The following is a 17,975-nucleotide window of genomic DNA, read 5'->3' as shown; positions in this document are numbered from 1 at the left end:
CAATCAGCTCCTTCGGAACGCCCGAACCTTGGCGGGATCGAGTTCGACGCCGAGCCCGGGACCATCCGGCAGATGCACTCCGTCGGCGTCGTAGACCAACGGGTCGACGAGCATCTCTTCCGCCAGCAACAGCGGACCGAACAGTTCGCTGCCCCATCCCGTGGCCGGGCTGGTACAGGCAGCATGCAGTGAAGCTGCCGTACCGACAGGGCTTTCGATCGATGTCGCCGCATAGCACGGAATACCGGCCGCGGCCGCGATCTCGCCGATCGCCCGGCTCGCCCGCAGTCCTCCGGACTTGGTGGTCTTGACCGCGAAGATCCCGGCCGCCTGTGCCTTCGCCAGTTGCAGTGCGTCCGCGGGGGTACGCAGGCTCTCGTCGGCCATCACCGGGATAGACAACGCGGCCGAGATCGCCGCGAGCGCCTCGACATCGTGTCCTGCCACCGGTTGTTCGATCATCTCCACGCCGGCCGCAGCCAGCGCGGGTAGCTGGGCCAACGCTGTCGGCCGGTCCCAGCGGGCGTTGATGTCGACCCGCACGCCCGCCGTCCCGGCGAGCTTCTCCGCGACCTCGGTGACCCGCGCTACGTCCTCGTTCGGAGCCAGGGCCCCCATCTTCAACTTGAACGAGGTGTGCAGCCCGGAATCCAGCTTGGCCAGGGCCTCTTCGACGACCACGTCGGCCGACTCGGCTCCCAGTGCCCACGTGACGTCGACACTCGTCCGGCAGGCCCCGCCGAGCAGAGTGTGCACCGGGACCTCGAGGTGGCGGGCCCACGCGTCGTGCAGTGCCACCTCGACGGCGGTCTTGGCGAACAGGTTCGCCGCGACGGCATCGGAGCCGTCACGCATGATCGTGGCGATCTCGTCGACCCGCCGCCCCAACAGGATCGGCGTCAAGTAGCGCTCGATGACCAGTTGCATGGTTTCGACGGACTCTCCGCCCCACCACGGGCCCCCGGGTACGACACCCTCGCCTACTCCCGTGACGCCGCCTGCGGTCCGGACGAAGACGTAGAGAACGGGCTGAGTATTCATGCCCACCCGAGCGAAGCGGTGCGCCCGGCGCATCGGGATGTCGACGATCACGGTCTCGACGCCGTCGATCCGCAGGTCGCTCATCGCGACCTCCTTTCCGTCGTGACGCCGGGCCGGATGTCGTCGGTCCGGCCCGGCGTCGGTCTCACGCGGGCTCGAGCGTGAAGTCGTACGTCACCGATCGCGTCCCGTCCCCGTTGTCCACGGGGTCGAGGATCAGCTCCGGCTTGGTCGCGGATGCCACATCGCTGTCGAGCCACTCCCCACCGCGGAAATAGAGCTGCGTGGTGATCGTCCGGTGCTCCGGCGCGCGGACCATCAGGTGCAGGTGCGCCGGTCGCCACGGGTGCCAACCCGCGGCTTCGATCAACGCGCCGGTCGGACCGTCGGTCGGAATCTGATACGCCGCGGGTTCGATCGTGTGGATCTCGAACTTTCCCTGCGCGTCGGCGACGACGACACCGCGGAGGTTGCCGTCCGGCAGGTGCGGTGCGAACCCGGAGTAGTAGCCCTCGTGGTCGGCCTGCCAGACGTCCAGCTCCGCGCCTGGCACCGGGTTTCCCGCCGTGTCACGGACCTGGCCGGCGAACAGCAGTTCGGTACCCTGCTCGTCGGCCCGTCGGGGCAAGGTCGCCGGAGTGTCGAGCCGAACCTGGCCGGGCAGGTAGTACGGCCCGAGAATGGAACCCTTGGTTCCGTCCTGGGCTTCGGCGGCGACGTCCTCGACCACGTGCTCGACGAACACGTCCAGAATCAGCGGCCATTCACCGCCCTCCCCGACGTCGATCAGGTACTGCTTGGCGGCCTGGAACTCGTCGTAGGTCACCTTCTTCGACCGGATGGTGCTGTGGATTCCGGCCAACAGGTGCGTCACGACCTCCGACACCCGCTCCTGGGAGACGGCGGGGCCGACGGAGGCACTGTCCCGGCTCGCTCGAAACGCCTTGGTGGCCGAATCGCCCGAGCCTGCGGCAGTGGGTGAGTCATGAGTAGCGGTCATGATGAGCTCCTTGATCCGACCCGCTCGTCAGCGCTTGCCGATGACGGACACGTCGTCGGGATTGATGAGGTCGGGCGCCTGCCAACCGTCCAGTCCGTACTCGGACATGCACTGTTCGGCGAAGCCCTTCAACGCGTCGCTGGTGCCCGACATGTCGGCGTCGGCGACCATCTCGGCACGCACCCCCTCGTGGTTACCCGCGTAGTTGCGCTCGTAGAGCTCGTGGCGGGAACCGAACTCGGAACCGATCGAGTCCCAGATCAGCTTCATCAGCTTGACGCGGTCGACTGCTTCGTAGCCGTTCGAACCGCGCACGTACTTGTCCAGGTACGGACGAACACTCGGATCCATGAAGTCCGTCGAATGGCTGGGCAGGTAGATGAGCGAGGAGCCCAGGTCCTGCATGATGATCTCGCGTACCCGCGGATAGCCGACGGTCATGAACCAGCGGTACGCCATGCCGTACTCGTGCTTCGGCAGGACCGTGCCGCCCAGCCATTCCTCGGGGTTGGCGCACATGGCGTCGGACAGGCCCCAGAACAGGTTCCGCCAGGCGAGCACCTCACCGACACGGGTCTGCACACCGCGGAAGTCCTTGGTGCCGGTGACCTCGAGCCCCTTCATCAGCAGACCGGCGAGGAAGTCCAGTTTGACGGCCAGGCGTGTCACACCTTGGAAGGTGAAGCGGTGAAGGAACCCGGAAGCGGGAACGAAGCTCGATGCCTTCTCCGCGTCGCCGTAGACGAAGACGTTCTCCCACGGGATCAGCGTCTTGTCGAGGATGAAGATCGTGTCGTTCTCGTCCAGTCGGCTGGACAACGGGTAGTCGAACGGACTTCCCATGATGCCCGCCTGCTGGGAGTAGGACGGCCGACAGATCAGTTTCATGCCCGGAGCACCCATCGGCACGGTGCAGACCAGCGAGTACTCGCGCTTCTTGATCGGCAGTCCGTAGTGGGCCAGGAAGTTGAAGTGGGTGATCGCCGAGCCCGTGGCGACGACCTTCGCACCCGAGACCACGAGACCCTTGTCGTTCTCCTCCTCGACGTGCATGAACACGTCGGCCACCTCGTCGGGACCGCGATCGCGGTCGACCGGCGGGTTGACGATGGCGTGGTTCCAGTAGAGAACCTTCTCCTGCGACTCGGTGTACCAGCGCCGGGCGTTGTCGGCGTACGGGTCCCAGAAGTCGGGGTTCGCACCGAGGGTGCCGAGGAAGCTCGCCTTGTAGTCGGGGCTGCGGCCCATGAACCCGTAGGTCATCCGGGCCCATTCGGCGATGGCGCCCTGGTCCTTCTTCATGTCCTCCGCCGAGCGCGGGGCGCGGAAGAACGGGTGGGTGAATCCGGCACTGCCCGTGTCGGTCGGCACGGTAAGCACATCCTGCTTGGCGGTGTCGTGCAAACCGTCGTAGAGCCGGGCGGTCATCCGGACGGCATTACGGAACGCCGGATGCGTGGTGACGTCGTCCACCTTCTCGCCGTACAGGTGGACCTCACGGCCGTCCTTGAGACTCTCGATGTACTCGTCGCCGGTCATCGGCTGGGTGACCCGGCCGTTCGTCCCGGTGGGTGCACTGGCGGGATCTTGTTGCAGCGTCACTGCTGCCTCCTCATCTGTCGAAAACTGGACGTGAACCCGGGCTCGGGTCAGGTGGAGCCTGCGGTGGAACCGGAGAGGAACGCGACGCCGCCCGGTCCGTCGGCCGACTCGTCCCAGAACAGCGGCTCGTGGTCGCCGCCGAGGTGATGGAACTTGCCGGTGTGGAACAACAGCGGCCGGCCCTCGTGAATCAGGAACTCCTGTACTTCTCCCAGGAACAGGACGTGGTCGCCCCCGTCGTAGGTACGCCACGGGTTGCAGGCGATGTGCGCCAGCGTTCCGTCGAGCTGTGGGGTACCGCAGGCGCTGTCCGGTGCCCAGCGCACCTCCTGGGTGGGCTTGCCGGCGAAATGGAGCGCCAGCTCTTTCTGACTCGCCTCGAGCACGTTGACGGTGAACGGCCGCGAGTCGATGAGCCCGCAGAGACGCGAGCGCCGATCCACGGACACGAGGACGAGAGGCGGATCAAGCGACACCGCGGTGAAGGCGTTCACGGTGGCACCGTGCGGCTCACCGTCCTCCGCCCTGCAGGTGATGACGGTGACTCCGGTCGTGAAATGACCGAGACACCCGCGCAGCTTTTTCGGGTCGATCGCCATCGATTTCACCTCCTGCACGCTGTGCGTGCAGTTTGCACGACTAGCGTGCAGAAGAGACTGGCATGGTGTGACGCGGTCGTCAACCCACAATTCGCCGCCGCCTCTCGGGCGAAGCGTCGACGCGGCCGGCGCTGTGGGACGATGCGCAGGTGAACGACGGAAAGACTGGAGAACAGGACCGCATTCAGAGCATCGAGCGCGGGTTCGCCGTACTGCTGGCATTCGACTCCGAGCGGCGGAACCCGAGCCTGACCGACATCGCCAACGCGACCGGTTTGTCGCGACCGGCCGTACGGCGCATCCTGTTGACGTTGCAACACCTCGGCTATGTTCAGCCGACCGGTGGAAGCCACTGGGAGCTGACCCCGCGCGTGCTGACCATCGGACAGCACTTCACGACCTCCAGCGCAGTCGTCGCAGTATCCGAGCCGCACATGGGCCGACTGGTGGAAGAGACGCAGGAATCGGCGTCACTATCCGCAATGGACGGTAGCGACGTCGTCTACCTCGCTCGCGTACCCGCGAAGCGCGTCCTGAACATCAACGCCACCGCGGGAACCCGCGTGCCGGCACACGCGACCTCGATGGGGCGGGTGCTACTCGCCGCTGCCCCGGCCGAGTTCGTCGAGGATTACCTGGCCAACCCCGGACTACAGCCGCTGACCCCGCACACGATCACCAACCCGGACCAGTTCCGCAAGACGCTGACGCGGGTACGCGACCAGGGCTGGTCGCTGGTGTCGGAGGAACGTGAGATCGGACTGATCGCCGCGTCCGCCCCGATCTACAACCACGCAGGCCACGTCGTTGCCGCCCTGTCGTCGTCGACGTCGACGGGCCGCATGAGCCCGGCACGCGTCGAGCGCGACCTCGTACCGGTTCTGGTCCGCATCGCCGACGAGATCAGCAACGAACTCGGCGCCTGAGAACAGGCGGCAGGACACCCCTCACCTGCGGACGGTCGCGCGCACTCTGGGTACCGCGGTATGTCAGGCGCGCAGTAGTGCCGACACCGCCTGATGGACCTTCGCCGGATCAGGTTCCTCGCCGGTGATGATGTCGGTGTAGAGAAACGTCTCCACGACGCGCACCAGCAGATAGGCCAGGTCTGGCTTTTCCATCGGCAGTGCACCAGGATCCATGTGCCGCTCCAACAGCTCCTGCATCGCAGCCGTCATCCGACCCTGCAGTGATCCCGCTCTGGTGGTCAGGACTCGCAACGCGCGCTCAGGCTCGCGCCGCAGGAAGGACCGGAAGTACTCGGCCTCGTGCAGCACCTCGGCGAACCGGCCCAGCGCCGCAGCCACCTTGGCGCCGCCTTCGCCGGGTGTCGCCGCCACGACATCGCGCAGCGTTGGCTGTGCCAGCGACCACAACACCTCGGTGAGCAACGCGTCTCTGCTGCCCACCCACCGAAACAGGGTGGCGCGGCTGACCCCGATCTCGGCCGCCAACTCCTGCATTTCGATGCGCTCGCCCGCCTTGAACCAACGCCGGGCGACCTTGAACGCGGTGAGCGGATCCGGTCGGTTATCCACGTTGGCCAGCTGCCGCGCCAGGGGTGTCTGGCTGATCTGGCACCTCCTTCGAACCCGTGCAACGGAAATGTCGGTGACGTGTCAACGATGTTTCGATACACGTCTTCGACACATCTGTGAGTCAGGTTAGCGCGATAACTCCCGCTGTGCTCACGGCCCGAGACCACGGCCGGTCAACTCCTTCATGAGCTCGTTCGCGACCACCCAGATCGCACTTACCCTGCCGTCGAGCCACGCCCAAGCTCCCCGCGCAGATAGCCGTATCCGTCGTTCAGCTGCGGGCAGGCGTCGAGGGTCTTACCTCGACCGACCCAACGTCGCCATGGCAGCGTCGGCCGCCGTCAACTGTCCCGGGCGTACGCATCAACCGGCCCGGTCTACACAGGCCTGCGTGGCGTCGATCTTGAGATGCCAGCTCCGCGAGCAGGAACTTGCTGCGCTGGAAGCTGCCCATCGGTCGAAGGCTGGTCGCCTCCTGGTGCAGGTGCAGTTGACCGCCTCCCTGACACCGCGGACTTGCGCACGCGATCCACTGTCGAGACGCATTTCAGGACGTCTCACACGAGAGGCGTGTCCCAGCGACTATGCACTGGCGATTTATCTCCGACCGGAGCGAATCGGCGATACGTGACCGGAATACGTTGCACCAATACGGCACATGGAGTAGACAATGCAGCCATGCGGACGCACCGCAACCATGTCAACGGCGACGAGATGTGAAGTCCGCGCCCAACAGCAGGAGGAGAGCCCAATGAGCAGTACCGCGCACAGAGTCGTGCGGGCCGCGTCGATCGCGACTGCATTGGCCCTGTTTCTCAGCGTTCTCACCATGCCGTCCGGATCGGCGAGCTCGATCATGACCACGGAGCCCGACCACGCATTCGCCCCGGTCGACCGGCCGGGGCCCGCACTATCGGTTCCCGAGGCGAAGCTCGCGAAGAGTCTGGAATGCACGGCGAACGCGGAGCACTCCGAGCACGGCACCGTACTCTTCGTACACGGCACCACCATGAAGCCGGACGAGAATTTCTCCTGGAACTGGTTCCGGGCGATGGACAAGCTGGGCCGCCCGTACTGCGCGGTGGCCATGCCCAATCGCGGGATGGGTGATGCCCAGATCTCTGCCGAGTACGTGGTGCACGCCGTACGACACATCCACCAAGCCACTGGTCGCCAGGTCGATATCCTCGGGCACAGCCAGGGCGGGCTGGTTCCTCGCTTCGCAATGCGTTTCTGGCCCGACATCCGTCCGATGATCGATGACTACGTCGGATTCGGCGCCACGAACCACGGATCGTTCGTAGTCGACGCCCTGTGCTTGCCGCCGCTTGGCTGCTCACCGTCACTGTGGCAGCAGACCGCCACCTCGAATTTCACCCAGGCCACAAACTCGCACCAGGAAACCTTCGAAGGCATTTCGTACACCAACATCTACACGCACCTCGACGAGTTCGTGCAGCCCGCGCTCGACGACACTGGTACGAGTTCGTTGCACACCGGTGACGGCCGGGTCACCAACGTCGCGACCCAGGATGTCTGCCCGCTCGGCCCGCCTTCCGAGCACATCGCGGTCGGCACCTACGACCCGGTGGCCTACGCACTGGCCATGGATGCACTGAACCACGACGGTCCGGCCAGGCCGGACCGAATGTCCGGCGCCGTGTGCACCGAACCGTTCATGCCAGGCGTGGAGACACTGCAGTTCGCGACCGAGTACGTCAACTCGATGTCAGCCGTTTCCAAGGAGCTCATCCTGCATAACCGCAAGCCCGCCGAGCCGGAGCTCAAGTCGTACGTGTTCGCGGGCTAAGCCATTCACCGCGCGTCCCGTCACCCGGCTCGCCAGAGTGGCGGGACGCCGGTTTCCCGGCCATGCCGGAGGAAACGTGCACCGCCGCGAAGACCCTCACCGTCGCAGCCGGAGACCGGACTGGTGATGGCGTCCTGACCGCGCTCCTCACGAGGCCGTGGTCGTCCCCGCCGCGCGCAGGATCCGCGCCGTGTACGGGTTGAGCTCGATCGCCCCGTCCTCGCCGACGATCACGGTGCCGCCGATGTAGGCGAGGTGGCGCCCGAAGACGTAGTTGGGTTCGAGGGCGAAGCTCATCCCAGGCACGAGTTCCACGTCGCCGAATACGGTGGAGTGGTCGGTCTCAGGAGGGTAGGCGTCGGCCCCTGCCATCTGCCTGCTGAGGTCCGCGGGGAAGCCGCTCACCCCGACAAGGGGGTTGAGCGTGTGGACCGCGGGACCGAACTCCCAGCCGTCGGCCGCGTTCAACGGCGCGCGCATGGCGTCCACGACGTCGCCGAACGTCCGGCCGGGCCGCATCGCCTGAAGGCCCGCATCGTAGGCCGCGCGGGCGACCGTGGCAGCACGCTGCAAGTCCTCGTTCGGTTCACCGATGGTGATCGTGGCTTGGTGCTGGGTATGGCGACCACCGAAGTTGGAGAACACCTCGGCGGAAATGATGTCGCCGTCGCACAGGGTCCGCGGGGCCTGCGGACGGTAGCTCCACTGCGGCAGGCCCGAGGCGAGCGGGGCGGGGCCCGACCAGAAATGCATGGCTGCGGGGGTTGTTCCGTACGCATACCCTGCAGCCATTCCCGCCGCGTACACAACGCTCTCGGAGACACCAGCGGCAGCAGTGTCGACCATCGCGCGCACCATGGCGTCACCAATGCTCGCGGCGTAGCGCACGACTGCGATCTCCTCGGCGCCCAACGGCATCATGAGTCGGAGCAGAGCCGTCGCGACCGGCTTGAAGGCCACGTGGGGAAACTCGTCCAGAAGAGTGGACCAAAGCCGGTACGGCACGATGCCATCGGGATGCCATGGGGCATGGGGCTCCAGACCGACGACGCCGACCGTTCCCTGCGCCAACCTGAGTTCGTGGAGCGTGTCAGCGATCGCACGGGAATCGCGAGACGTTCGAATATTCTGCGGCTGGATCCAGAGGACGTCACCTCGGCGCGTGGATTCAAGATGATCCTTCGTGAACATCTCCATGGGAAACAGTACGACCGGCTCACCCTCATACGGGAAGACGAGAGTCGTTCCGGGCCTGCTGTTGGTGAACCACGTGTCGTACGCGAACGGCGCGGGGCCTGCGTCTTCGTGCTCGCCGAAGACGAGCAACGCGTCGAGGCCTTCGCGCTCCATGAACGTGCGCGCGAGGTCCCATCTGCGATCGCGCTCCGCTATCGAGAACGTCGGTACCGCCATGTCGTTCATATCGCCCTCCTCACCGTCTTCGCCACCATGGGTCGACATCTCGAGATTCGCCCTCACCAAGGGACGACGCCCTCGCGGTCGCGGTACTTCCCGGTCGGCCCGGGCGAGGTGGCGGCGAACTCAACGATGGCGTCGGTGCCCTCAGTGACAGTCTGCGTGCCCTGGTTGTGGTTGAGATCAGTGGCGGTGAAACCCGGATCGGCCATGTTGAAACGAATGTCCGGAATACCTCTGGCGTACTGGGTGGTGATCATGTTGAGGGCGGCTTTGGAACCCGGATACATCAGTTGAGGGAAGCCGCCCTTCCGCTCGCCGTCTGCAGTGACTTTCTGGGACCCGGCGCTACTGGAGACCATCACCACTCGTGGATCGTGCCCGGCGCGCAGCAGCGGCAGGAACGCATGGGTAACCCGAACCGGGCCCAAGACATTGACGCGGAAAACGGGGATGAGGTGCTGCGGCAGCGTCTCCTCCGGACCGATCAACTCACCGGTCACGCCCGCATTGTTGATCAGCACGTCCAGGTGATCGGTGTCCTCACCGACGGCCTGGACGGCGGCGGCGACCGAGTCGTCGGATGTGACGTCCAGGGGCACGAACGTCACGTCCGCGCCGCCGGCCACCAGCCGCTCGGCCGCCCCACGGCCCCGGATCGCGTCCCGCGCGCCGAGGAAGACTCGCCAGCCGAGTTCGCCGAGCCGGCGCGCCGTCTCGTAGCCCAGGCCCTTGTTGGCGCCGGTGATCAGAACAGTGGTCGCGGTGCTCGAGGCACCTCCTGGTTCGCTCATGCCCTCGAGAATGGCCGCGCGGCACAAAGCTATCCAGATACGCCCGAGAGTAGGAGCGGCGGTACCAGGATGGGGTGCACCGACCGAGTAGAATTTGGACGGTGGACCGTGTCGAGCTCGCCAATGTGCTCAAGGCCGCGCGGGCGCGACTCGCGCCTGAGCAGGTCGGCCTCACGCGCGGCCCTCGACGGCGGGTCGTCGGCCTGCGCCGCGAGGAGGTAGCGCAACTCGCCGGACTCAGCGTCGAGTACGTGGTTCGCCTCGAACAAGGCCGCGGCCCACACCCGTCGCCCGAGGTGATCACCGCGCTGACCCGGGCACTCCATCTCGAGCACGACGAACGCGACCAAGTCTTCCGCCTCGCCGGCAGTGCACCGCCACTCGCCGATCGGGTCGAGATGTCGGTCCGGCCCAGTGTGCTGCGGCTGCTCCAACGGCTCACCGATCTACCCGCCCTGGTGCTCTCGGCCAAGGGGGACGTACTCGCACAGAACCCGATAGCCTGCGCACTCCTCGGCGACCTGAAACGCTGGCCCGACGGCCAGTGCAACATCATCTGGCAGCGGTTCCTCGGCACCGGCGTCGCTCGGGTCTCCCCCGACCCGGAAGAGGACGAGGCGTCGGCGCAGCAGTCGGTCGGGGTGCTGCGCACCGCGCTCTCGCGTTACCCGCACGACCCGGACCTGCGTGCACTGATCGAGGGGCTCATCGCCGGCAGCGAGCGGTTCTGGACCATGTGGGAGGAAGGCCGCTCCACGATGCGGCGGTCGATGCGCAAGACGATCGACCACCCCGACCTCGGACGGCTCGTCCTGGACTGCGACACCCTACTGCTGCCCGACACCGACCAGTCGATGATCGTCTACTCCGCTGCCGGCGCACGCGAGGCCTCGGCACTCGACACACTGCACACAATCTCCACCGGCCACTGCTGACCGCCGCGGGGGCGTGCCCACTGTCGAGCTACGCGGTGGCCGGGACGGGGATCAGTGCGCCATCGAGCCGGCCTGGTTCCGCCATTACCGGTGCCGACTGTTGACGCCCCAAGGCGGTCCATTACCAGCCCGCCTCGACGCTTAACACGAACTCGCCGAACGGTTCGAGGTCAGCCGCGGAACCGTACGCGGCCGCGCCGTCCGAGCTGCAGCGCCGCGAGCTCATCGCCGCCCAGACCGGCGTCGGCTTCTTCGTGACGTTCGGCGGTGTCGAACTGGACCAGACCGTCGGCTGGGCGACCGCGCTCATGCGGTCGGGTTTCGACATCCGCGCGGAACTGCTCGAGTCCGGTGCCGCACCGGACGAGGCAGGCCGCACAGGCACGACGAACGGCGTTCCGACCCGAGGTTGACGCCCGCGGCCACTCACTCACAACCCTGTAGGGCCAGTCTGGCCAGCGGAGCCGGGGTCGGCACCACGCCACGCTCACCGTCGGCTCGTAGCGACTCGATCACGAGCGAGGCATGACGTCGCGCGGCCCGCTCGCGTTCCTCGGCCGGCAGACCGACCAACCGACGGCCACCCAGCTGGATCAGCACGAAGTCGTCGAGCACGAAATCGGCGCGCAGCCCGCCGGCCGCTCGCGCGCGAGCGGCCAGGTCGCCGAGTATCGGCACCAACCGGCGGCGATGCTCGGCGAACACCCCGCCGCGGTGACCACCGGCCAGCACCGCCCCGCCGATACAGCCTTGCGCGAGAGTGACTAGTCAGTATCGTTTCGGAGCATGCCACAAACTGACAACGGCGTCGCACGCACGGTTGCCGCAGGGTTCACCGCGCTGCTCGTCGCGTTCGGGGTCGCCTACGGCTTCGGCGTGTTCCTCCCGGCCATTGCGGCCGAGTTCCAGTCGGGAGCCGGCCAGACCGCGGGGTTGTTCTCGGCGACGGCCTTCGTGTTCTTCTGCCTCGGGGCGCTGACCGGCCCGCTGGCCGAGCGCCACGGGGTCCGGCCACTGCTGATCGCCGCGGCGCTACTGCTGGCCCTGGGACTGTTCGGCACGTCGATCGCGCCGAACCTGCTTGCCGCCTACCTGACCTACGGCGTAGGCACCGGACTGGGTGTCGGCTGCGTGCTGGTGCCGGTGGTCGGTCACGTCGGCGCGATCGCCCCGCCGCCGCGGCGAGCACTGGCCGTCGGGCTGGTCGTGACCGGGATCGGGCTCGGCACGGTGTTCGGGGCCCCACTGGCCCAGTGGCTGATCGGCACGCTGGGCTGGCGGACCGCTCAACAGCTCCTCGCCGTGGTGGTGCTCGTGACGCTGCTGGCCTGCTCGGTGCTGGTCGTGGAACGCCCGGCAACCTCTGGGCGAGACCGGCCGCGGTATCCGCGCGAGCACATTCGCAGTGCTCGGTTCGGGTGGCTGTGGGCATCGACGGTGCTGGCCAGCACCGTGCTCTACACCCCGTTCGCCGTGCTCCCGACGCAGGCCGCGACGCTCGGGATCTCCCCGGCGATCGCCGCGAGCCTGATCGGGCTGATCGGGCTGGTCAGCGTGGTCGGGCGTCTGGTCATCGCCCGCGTCCGCCGACCACAGACGCTCCTGATCACCCACACCGCGGCGGTCGCGGCCGCGGCCGTCGCCACACTGTTGTGGGCCCACGCCAGCAGCGTGTCCGGCCTGGCGGCGTTCGTGGTGCTGTTCGGCCTGGGCTACGGTGCCTTCATCGCACTGCTGCCGCTGGTGCTCGCGGCCCTGTTCGCCACCGACCGGCTCTCCAGCCTGCTCGGCCTGCAGTACGTCGCCAGCGGAGTCGGCGCCGTACTCGGCCCCACCGGCACCGGCCTGATCGCCGAACACACCGGCACCTGGACCCCCGCCCTGTGGGGCCTGGTCGCCGTCGGCGTCGCCGCGTGCCTGGTCCTGCTCGTCACCGTCCGCCTTGCACGACCACAGCTACCAGCCAGCGGACATCACAACCTCCAGGAGGTCCCGTGAAGGTGCCCTCGACCGCCCTGTCGCCCGGTCGCCCCCGCGTTCGGATCGCTGCGACGCCATTTTCCCGACAGCACCGAAGCCACGCGACTGGCCCGCACGGCGGGACCCCATCGGCCACACCGTGTCGCCTGCTCGCACATGCCCGTTGAACACCAGTGAGACTGGCTCCTTCCCCAGCCAGAGCGGCTACGGCTGGGGAAGGAGCGCCCGCAGCATCACCTCGGCCACCTGCCGGGCCTGTCCGGCCGGCTCAGCGCTACCGGCCCACTGCGCCGTCACCGTGGCGCCCTCGAGCAGCAAGAAGATCCCGGAAGCCACCGCCGGCGGATCCGCGGCCCCGGCCTCGGCGGCCTCCGCGCGGATGAACTCCTCGATCCGATGCTTGTGCGCGACCACCAACGACCGAATCTCGGCGTCGCCTTCCGAGTACTCCGCCGAGGCGTTCAAGAACGCACACCCGCGGAACTCCGGGGTTTCGAACCACTCCCGAAGTGCATCGAACATGGCCAACAGCCGCGTCTCGGCGGTGTCGCCCAGCTCGGCGACCCGCCCGGCGAACCACCGCCACGACTCCTCGTCGCGACGCTGCAAGTACGCCCGAACCAGATCCTGCTTAGATGGGAAGTGCCGATACAAGGTCATCCGAGACACCCCGGACGCCTCCACGATCATGTCGATCGACACCGGCCGGATGCCACGCGCGTAGAACAGAGTCGCCGCAGCGTCCAACAGGGCGCGACGGCTCCGGCTCTCCTCCGATCTCACCATCGCTATACACAACCACACCAACAGCTGCTTGTTCCGCGCCATTCGCCGGCCCTACGGGACTCGTCGCCCACCTGCGACGTCAGTTGCGGCTCATGACGCCTTTCTGACGGTCACCCCTCCTTGGTGAAGTGGGCCCGCCGTTGTTGCCCAGCACCAGCCCGTGCACCGTCTGTCGGGCCTGGGAGGTCACCGGTCAGGCGACGTAGCTGCACAATCGTGTTCCCCGTAGGCCTTGCGCCCGCGTCGTCCGTGCCGTTGATCTTCTCGCGCAGACACGTCCGACATCCCGTCACCAGTTCCGTACCGCCGGAACGCGTGCGAGCCATACCCGGCCGCCACTCCGGACCCAAACCCGCACCCAAGAGTCGAAACCCAGATGGGCGATCGGTCGAACATGCAGGTCACAAAGGTGGGCCGGATCGGACTTGAACCGACGGCCCGTTCGCACCCACATCCGCACCCACGTCGTGGCCCGAGCTTCGGCAGCGGCTTGCGTAGCGACCTTGTCGAAGATCGACATGCCCGCTCACGCAGCTCGGGCAGGTAGTGCTCCGACGTATGCCCTGGCATGTCTTCCGGTTAGCGTTGGTTCCACACTGTGCTTTCAACGATGAAGCCAACCGACCACCTGAGGTTCACAATGCCGAGCTACACGCTGCGCCAGCTCGAGTACCTTGTCGCCGTCGCGGATGCGGGGTCGATCTCGGCAGCCGCGGGCTCACTCCATGTCACGCCGACGGCCGTCGCCTCCGCGATCACCGAGCTCGAACGCACTCTGCACACGCAGCTGATGGTCCGGCGCAAGGCTCACGGGGTCGTCCTCACCCCGACCGGAACGTTCCTCTACAACCGCGCCACCACTCTGCTCCGAGACGCCGGGGAACTACAGCTCGCCACGGCGAGCGGCGGGGCCGAACTGGTCGGTCCCCTGGTTCTGGGCTGTTACGCAACGCTGGCGCCGACCATCGTTCCGACGCTCACGCGCTGGGTCGCCGAGCAACACCCTTCCATCGACTTGACCGTCGTCACCGGTAGTCAGGCGGAGCTGCCGCACCGGCTGCTCGCCGGGTCGCTCGACCTGGCGGTCGGCTACGACATGGGCCTGCCAGCCGGACTCGACTCGGTCGTACTGTATGAAGCTCCGCCGTACGTGCTCTTGCCGGAGGACCACCCCGCTGCGTCGGCCGAGTCGGTCAGCCTGGCCGACCTCGCCGCAGAGCCGATGATCCTGCTCAATTTCCCGCCCGCCCAGGAACACACGCTGATGCTCTACGCGGACGCGGGCGTCACGCCGAACATCGTGCAGCGGACCACGGACTTCGAGCTCACGCGCTCGCTGGTCGCACACGGCTTCGGATACACGATCCTCATCCAGCGGCCCGCCTCACCCACGACCTACGACGGCACGGCCCTCGCCGTCCGCGAGATCAGCCCGTCCGTCCGGCCCGCCGTCGTCCGCATGATGTGGCCCCACGACGTGCGGTTGACCGACCGAGCGAGTGCCCTTGTGGACTTCGCCCAGATGAACGGCCACCTGCTCGACCCGCGGACTCGCCAGACCGGACCTCCGTGAACCAAACCTGAAGTTCGGTCCATGCCAATTTTTCGGAAGTTTACTTCGAGAGGCAGCCGAACTCACACTTCTGACCAACGGAGTCAGAAGGGACACGTCAACGATGACCGTGGACACGACACACCCGCGATCCATTCCCTCGGCGGACTGGGTCACCATCCCCGATCTCTACGCGGACCCGTACCCGATTTACCGACGCCTCCGCGGCGAGGCGCCCATCCACTGGGTTCCCGCAGTCAATCGTTACCTGGTCATCGGGTACGAAGCCTGCCACACGATCGAGCTCGACCAAGAACGATTCACTGCGGACGAGACCAACTCGCTGATGAAGCGTTCCATGGGGCACAGCATGCTCCGCAAGGACGACCCGGAACACGACATCGAACGTAAGGCCTACGGTGGAGTGCTCCGCCCCAAAGCGATCAAGCAGGAGTGGACCAGGGTCTTCGAGCAGAGCTTCGCGACGTATCTGGGACGGCTCCGCGAGGTCGGTCCCGGCGCGGACCTGGTCAAAGAATTCGCCGCCCCGTTCGCCGCGGAGAACCTCCGCGTGATCATGGGTTTCGAGAACGCCACGCAGGAGGACCTCCAGCGGTGGTCGCAGACCATGATCGACGGGACCGGGAACTACGGCGACGATCCCGACGTCTGGGCCGCGGCCGAACGCTCGTCCCACGAAGTCGATGTGGCCATCGACGAAATGCTGCCGATCCTGCGCGACCGTCCGAACGGCAGTTTGCTGTCAGTGCTCGGCGCATCCGGGATGCCGCTGGAAGCGCTGCGAGCGAACTTCAAGATGACGATCGGCGGCGGGCTCAACGAGCCCCGGGACGCGGTCGCAACGACGGCCTGGGCCCTACTCAGTCACCCGACACAGCTCACCTCCGTGGTCGCCGACGGGCGCTGGTCCGATGCGTTCGAGGAGTCGATCCGCTGGGTGGCTCCGATCAGCATGTACCCGCGCGAGGCCACCCGGGACACCGAGCTGTGCGGTCTGCACATCCCCCAGGGCGCGCGCCTGGGTATCGCGGTCGGTGCGGCGAACCGGGACCCGGACGTCTTCGTCGACGCTGAGTCCTACGACATCGACCGCCCCAGGAAACCCCATCTCGCCTTCGGCGGGGGCAATCACTTCTGCGCGGGAGCCTGGGTCGCCCGCGCCTCCGTGGTGAATGTCGCCCTGCCGGGCCTGTTCCGCGAGTTGCCCGGCCTGCGGCTCGATCCCGACCGGTCCGCGGTGTGCGGCGGCTGGGTGTTCCGCGGCGTGACCTCGCTGCCCGTTCTCTGGGATTGACCCGCCGAACCTGAACTTTCGAGGAGTTCCCATGCCCAAAGTGATCTTCCACCACGACAACGACGAGACCGATGTCGTCGAATCGCCCGACGGCACTTCCGTGATGAAAGTGGCTCTGCAGAACGACGTCGCCGGCATCGTCGGCGAGTGCGGCGGCCAAGCCATGTGCGCGACCTGCCACGTCTACGTCCGCGACGGCTACCTCGACCGGTTGCCGGAGATCAGCGAGGACGAAGAAGAGATGTTGGAGTGCACAGCCGCACCACGGGACGAGACCCGGAGCAGACTCGGGTGCCAGGTGGTCCTCGGCCCGGATCTCGAGGAGGTCGAGGTCGATGTGCCCACCTCCCAAGTCTGAGGCGGCCACCACGAGCGTTGTCGTGATCGGTGCCGGCCACGCGGGCGTTCAGGCAGCCGAGGCCCTCCGAACAATGGGCCATGCCGGCCCGCTGACGCTGGTCGGTGACGAGTCGGCGCCTCCCTACCAACGGCCGCCACTGTCGAAGGAACACCTCGACACGGCCGATGCCGAACCGCTTCCCTTACGGGGAATGCAGTTCTTCGCCGAGCAGCGGATCGAGCTGTGCACGGGCGCATCGGCCACGATGATCGACCGGTCAGGCAGAAGGGTTCACCTGTCCGACGGGCGCCAGCTGCCCTACGACAGCCTCGTCATCGCGTGCGGTGCCACGAACCGCAGCCTGCCGGTACCCGGATCCGACCTCGAAGGCGTCCACTCCTTACGCACCCTCGCCGATGCCGAAGCCGTACGGGCCGCGATGGCCGGATGCGACTCCGCGCTCGTCGTCGGGGCCGGGTTCATCGGCCTCGAGTTCGCAGCCGCCGCCCGGAAGCGCGGCCTTCCCGTCACCGTGGTGGAGGCAGCCGCGCGGCCCCTGGGCCGGGCATTGTCCGCCGAGATGGCCGAGCACATCGCCGAGGCTCACCGCAGCACCGGAGTCGACCTGCGACTCGGTACGGGCGTGACCGCCTTCCTGGGTGACAACGGTCGGGTCCGCGGCGCGATCGGAACGGACGGCACCGAGTACACAGCCGACCTGGTCCTCGTGGGCATCGGTGTCGTCCCGCGGGACGAGCTCGCCATACAGGCTGGGTTGACAGTGGACGACGGGATCGTCGTCGACGAACACCTCCGCACGAGCGACCCCGATATCTATGCGATCGGGGACTGTGCCAGCTTCCCGCATCCGTTGCAGGGCAACCGGATCCGTCTCGAGTCGGTGCAGAACGCCACCGACCAGGCCCGGCACGTGGCGGCGGCGATTCTGGGCCGCGAGGATCCCGGCGGATATCGGGAGCTGCCGTGGTTCTGGAGCCACCAGGGGCCGATGAAGCTGCAGATCGCCGGCCTCCGACTACCCGACGACCGTGCCCTCGTCCTCGGCGACCCAGCCGAGGGGAAGTTCTCCGTGTGCTCCTACCGCGGGGAACGGCTCGTCGCAGTGGAATCGCTCAACCGACCTGCCGACCATATGGCCGCCCGCAGGCTGCTCGCCGAGGGACGTGCGCCCGCACCGGAGCGACTGGACGACCCTGGCTTCTCCCTGAAGGTCTTCGCCCGCGCGCTCGAGCCCACACCCTGAGCG

The 17,975-nt window shown here is 67.1% G+C and carries 18 protein-coding genes; 10 read left to right on the top strand and 8 right to left on the bottom strand.

Annotated elements, in window-relative coordinates; all coding sequences use genetic code 11:
- Positions 1–3 precede the first annotated feature (3 nt).
- From FHS23_RS20820 to FHS23_RS20805, 4 genes are all read right to left on the bottom strand, one after another.
- Complete coding sequence (locus FHS23_RS20820; protein ID WP_183658753.1) at positions 4–1,125, bottom strand: muconate/chloromuconate family cycloisomerase; 1,122 nt, start codon at positions 1,123–1,125, stop codon at positions 4–6.
- A 61-nt stretch (positions 1,126–1,186) separates the two neighbouring features.
- On the bottom strand, positions 1,187–2,041 hold the full coding sequence (gene catA / locus FHS23_RS20815; RefSeq protein ID WP_183658751.1) for a catechol 1,2-dioxygenase: 855 nt from the start codon (positions 2,039–2,041) through the stop codon (positions 1,187–1,189).
- Positions 2,042–2,068: 27 nt separating this feature from the next.
- Complete coding sequence (locus FHS23_RS20810) at positions 2,069–3,580, bottom strand: 4-hydroxyphenylacetate 3-hydroxylase family protein (protein ID WP_183658781.1); 1,512 nt, start codon at positions 3,578–3,580, stop codon at positions 2,069–2,071.
- Between the two features lie 110 nt (positions 3,581–3,690).
- Complete coding sequence (locus FHS23_RS20805; RefSeq protein WP_183658749.1) at positions 3,691–4,242, bottom strand: flavin reductase family protein; 552 nt, start codon at positions 4,240–4,242, stop codon at positions 3,691–3,693.
- Positions 4,243–4,391: 149 nt separating this feature from the next.
- Here FHS23_RS20805 and FHS23_RS20800 point away from each other — a divergent pair, with 149 nt between their 5' ends.
- A complete protein-coding gene (locus FHS23_RS20800; protein WP_183658747.1) occupies positions 4,392–5,168 on the top strand; it encodes an IclR family transcriptional regulator domain-containing protein in 777 nt (258 codons plus the stop codon).
- A 63-nt stretch (positions 5,169–5,231) separates the two neighbouring features.
- Here FHS23_RS20800 and FHS23_RS20795 read toward each other — a convergent pair whose 3' ends face one another.
- On the bottom strand, positions 5,232–5,780 hold the full coding sequence (locus FHS23_RS20795; RefSeq protein WP_343054142.1) for a QsdR family transcriptional regulator: 549 nt from the start codon (positions 5,778–5,780) through the stop codon (positions 5,232–5,234).
- Between the two features lie 751 nt (positions 5,781–6,531).
- On the opposite strand from FHS23_RS20795, the gene FHS23_RS20790 reads away from it, so the two are divergent.
- A complete protein-coding gene (locus tag FHS23_RS20790; RefSeq protein ID WP_246382518.1) occupies positions 6,532–7,590 on the top strand; it encodes an esterase/lipase family protein in 1,059 nt (352 codons plus the stop codon).
- 147 nt (positions 7,591–7,737) lie between these two features.
- Here the strand turns inward: FHS23_RS20790 and FHS23_RS20785 are convergent, their stop codons facing one another.
- Together FHS23_RS20785 and FHS23_RS20780 are read right to left on the bottom strand one after the other, a co-directional pair.
- Positions 7,738–9,012 (bottom strand): M24 family metallopeptidase, encoded by a 1,275-nt coding sequence (locus tag FHS23_RS20785; protein WP_183658746.1) that lies wholly within the window; start codon positions 9,010–9,012, stop codon positions 7,738–7,740.
- A 53-nt stretch (positions 9,013–9,065) separates the two neighbouring features.
- On the bottom strand, positions 9,066–9,800 hold the full coding sequence (locus tag FHS23_RS20780) for an SDR family NAD(P)-dependent oxidoreductase (RefSeq protein ID WP_183658744.1): 735 nt from the start codon (positions 9,798–9,800) through the stop codon (positions 9,066–9,068).
- 101 nt (positions 9,801–9,901) lie between these two features.
- Here FHS23_RS20780 and FHS23_RS23845 point away from each other — a divergent pair, with 101 nt between their 5' ends.
- The 4 genes from FHS23_RS23845 (at position 9,902) to FHS23_RS20760 (ending at position 12,733) form a co-directional block, all read left to right on the top strand.
- Complete coding sequence (locus FHS23_RS23845; RefSeq protein WP_183658742.1) at positions 9,902–10,735, top strand: MmyB family transcriptional regulator; 834 nt, start codon at positions 9,902–9,904, stop codon at positions 10,733–10,735.
- Between the two features lie 254 nt (positions 10,736–10,989).
- Entirely contained in the window at positions 10,990–11,148 is a 159-nt protein-coding gene (locus tag FHS23_RS23840) for a hypothetical protein (protein ID WP_343054141.1), read from the top strand.
- Between the two features lie 112 nt (positions 11,149–11,260).
- Positions 11,261–11,503: a hypothetical protein gene (locus FHS23_RS20765; protein WP_183658740.1), complete on the top strand. Its 243-nt coding sequence runs from the start codon at positions 11,261–11,263 to the stop codon at positions 11,501–11,503.
- An 18-nt stretch (positions 11,504–11,521) separates the two neighbouring features.
- Positions 11,522–12,733, top strand: a complete 1,212-nt coding sequence (locus FHS23_RS20760) for an MFS transporter (protein WP_183658738.1) — start codon at positions 11,522–11,524, stop codon at positions 12,731–12,733.
- Between the two features lie 186 nt (positions 12,734–12,919).
- Here the strand turns inward: FHS23_RS20760 and FHS23_RS20755 are convergent, their stop codons facing one another.
- Positions 12,920–13,501: a TetR/AcrR family transcriptional regulator gene (locus FHS23_RS20755; RefSeq protein WP_183658736.1), complete on the bottom strand. Its 582-nt coding sequence runs from the start codon at positions 13,499–13,501 to the stop codon at positions 12,920–12,922.
- 640 nt (positions 13,502–14,141) lie between these two features.
- On the opposite strand from FHS23_RS20755, the gene FHS23_RS20750 reads away from it, so the two are divergent.
- The 4 genes from FHS23_RS20750 (at position 14,142) to FHS23_RS20735 (ending at position 17,972) form a co-directional block, all read left to right on the top strand.
- Entirely contained in the window at positions 14,142–15,074 is a 933-nt protein-coding gene (locus FHS23_RS20750) for a LysR family transcriptional regulator (RefSeq protein ID WP_183658734.1), read from the top strand.
- Between the two features lie 103 nt (positions 15,075–15,177).
- Positions 15,178–16,368 (top strand): cytochrome P450, encoded by a 1,191-nt coding sequence (locus tag FHS23_RS20745; RefSeq protein WP_183658732.1) that lies wholly within the window; start codon positions 15,178–15,180, stop codon positions 16,366–16,368.
- Between the two features lie 31 nt (positions 16,369–16,399).
- Positions 16,400–16,726, top strand: coding sequence for a 2Fe-2S iron-sulfur cluster-binding protein (locus tag FHS23_RS20740; RefSeq protein ID WP_183658730.1), 327 nt, complete (start codon positions 16,400–16,402; stop codon positions 16,724–16,726).
- Positions 16,704–17,972: an NAD(P)/FAD-dependent oxidoreductase gene (locus FHS23_RS20735; protein ID WP_183658728.1), complete on the top strand. Its 1,269-nt coding sequence runs from the start codon at positions 16,704–16,706 to the stop codon at positions 17,970–17,972. The genes FHS23_RS20740 and FHS23_RS20735 overlap by 23 nt, the downstream gene beginning before the upstream one ends.
- Positions 17,973–17,975: the final 3 nt, after the last annotated feature.

It is taken from the genome of Prauserella isguenensis (assembly GCF_014191605.1).
GTDB classification, from domain to species: Bacteria; Actinomycetota; Actinomycetes; order Mycobacteriales; family Pseudonocardiaceae; genus Prauserella; species Prauserella isguenensis.
This window is presented reverse-complemented; position numbering and strand designations above follow the sequence as displayed.

Excerpts from the sequence above, each read along its gene's own strand:
- FHS23_RS20735 (WP_183658728.1), top strand. The coding sequence starts at position 16,704 with ATGTGCCCACCTCCCAAGTCTGAGGCGGCCACCACGAGCGTTGTCGTG.
- FHS23_RS20790 (WP_246382518.1), top strand. The coding sequence starts at position 6,532 with ATGAGCAGTACCGCGCACAGAGTCGTGCGGGCCGCGTCGATCGCGACT.
- FHS23_RS20810 (WP_183658781.1), bottom strand. The coding sequence starts at position 3,580 with ATGACCGGCGACGAGTACATCGAGAGTCTCAAGGACGGCCGTGAGGTC.
- FHS23_RS20805 (WP_183658749.1), bottom strand. The coding sequence starts at position 4,242 with ATGGCGATCGACCCGAAAAAGCTGCGCGGGTGTCTCGGTCATTTCACG.
- catA (WP_183658751.1), bottom strand. The coding sequence starts at position 2,041 with ATGACCGCTACTCATGACTCACCCACTGCCGCAGGCTCGGGCGATTCG.
- FHS23_RS20740 (WP_183658730.1), top strand. The coding sequence starts at position 16,400 with ATGCCCAAAGTGATCTTCCACCACGACAACGACGAGACCGATGTCGTC.
- FHS23_RS20760 (WP_183658738.1), top strand. The coding sequence starts at position 11,522 with ATGCCACAAACTGACAACGGCGTCGCACGCACGGTTGCCGCAGGGTTC.
- FHS23_RS20745 (WP_183658732.1), top strand. The coding sequence starts at position 15,178 with ATGACCGTGGACACGACACACCCGCGATCCATTCCCTCGGCGGACTGG.
- FHS23_RS20755 (WP_183658736.1), bottom strand. The coding sequence starts at position 13,501 with ATGGTGAGATCGGAGGAGAGCCGGAGCCGTCGCGCCCTGTTGGACGCT.
- FHS23_RS20785 (WP_183658746.1), bottom strand. The coding sequence starts at position 9,012 with ATGAACGACATGGCGGTACCGACGTTCTCGATAGCGGAGCGCGATCGC.
- FHS23_RS20750 (WP_183658734.1), top strand. The coding sequence starts at position 14,142 with ATGCCGAGCTACACGCTGCGCCAGCTCGAGTACCTTGTCGCCGTCGCG.
- FHS23_RS20765 (WP_183658740.1), top strand. The coding sequence starts at position 11,261 with ATGACGTCGCGCGGCCCGCTCGCGTTCCTCGGCCGGCAGACCGACCAA.
- FHS23_RS20820 (WP_183658753.1), bottom strand. The coding sequence starts at position 1,125 with ATGAGCGACCTGCGGATCGACGGCGTCGAGACCGTGATCGTCGACATC.
- FHS23_RS20780 (WP_183658744.1), bottom strand. The coding sequence starts at position 9,800 with ATGAGCGAACCAGGAGGTGCCTCGAGCACCGCGACCACTGTTCTGATC.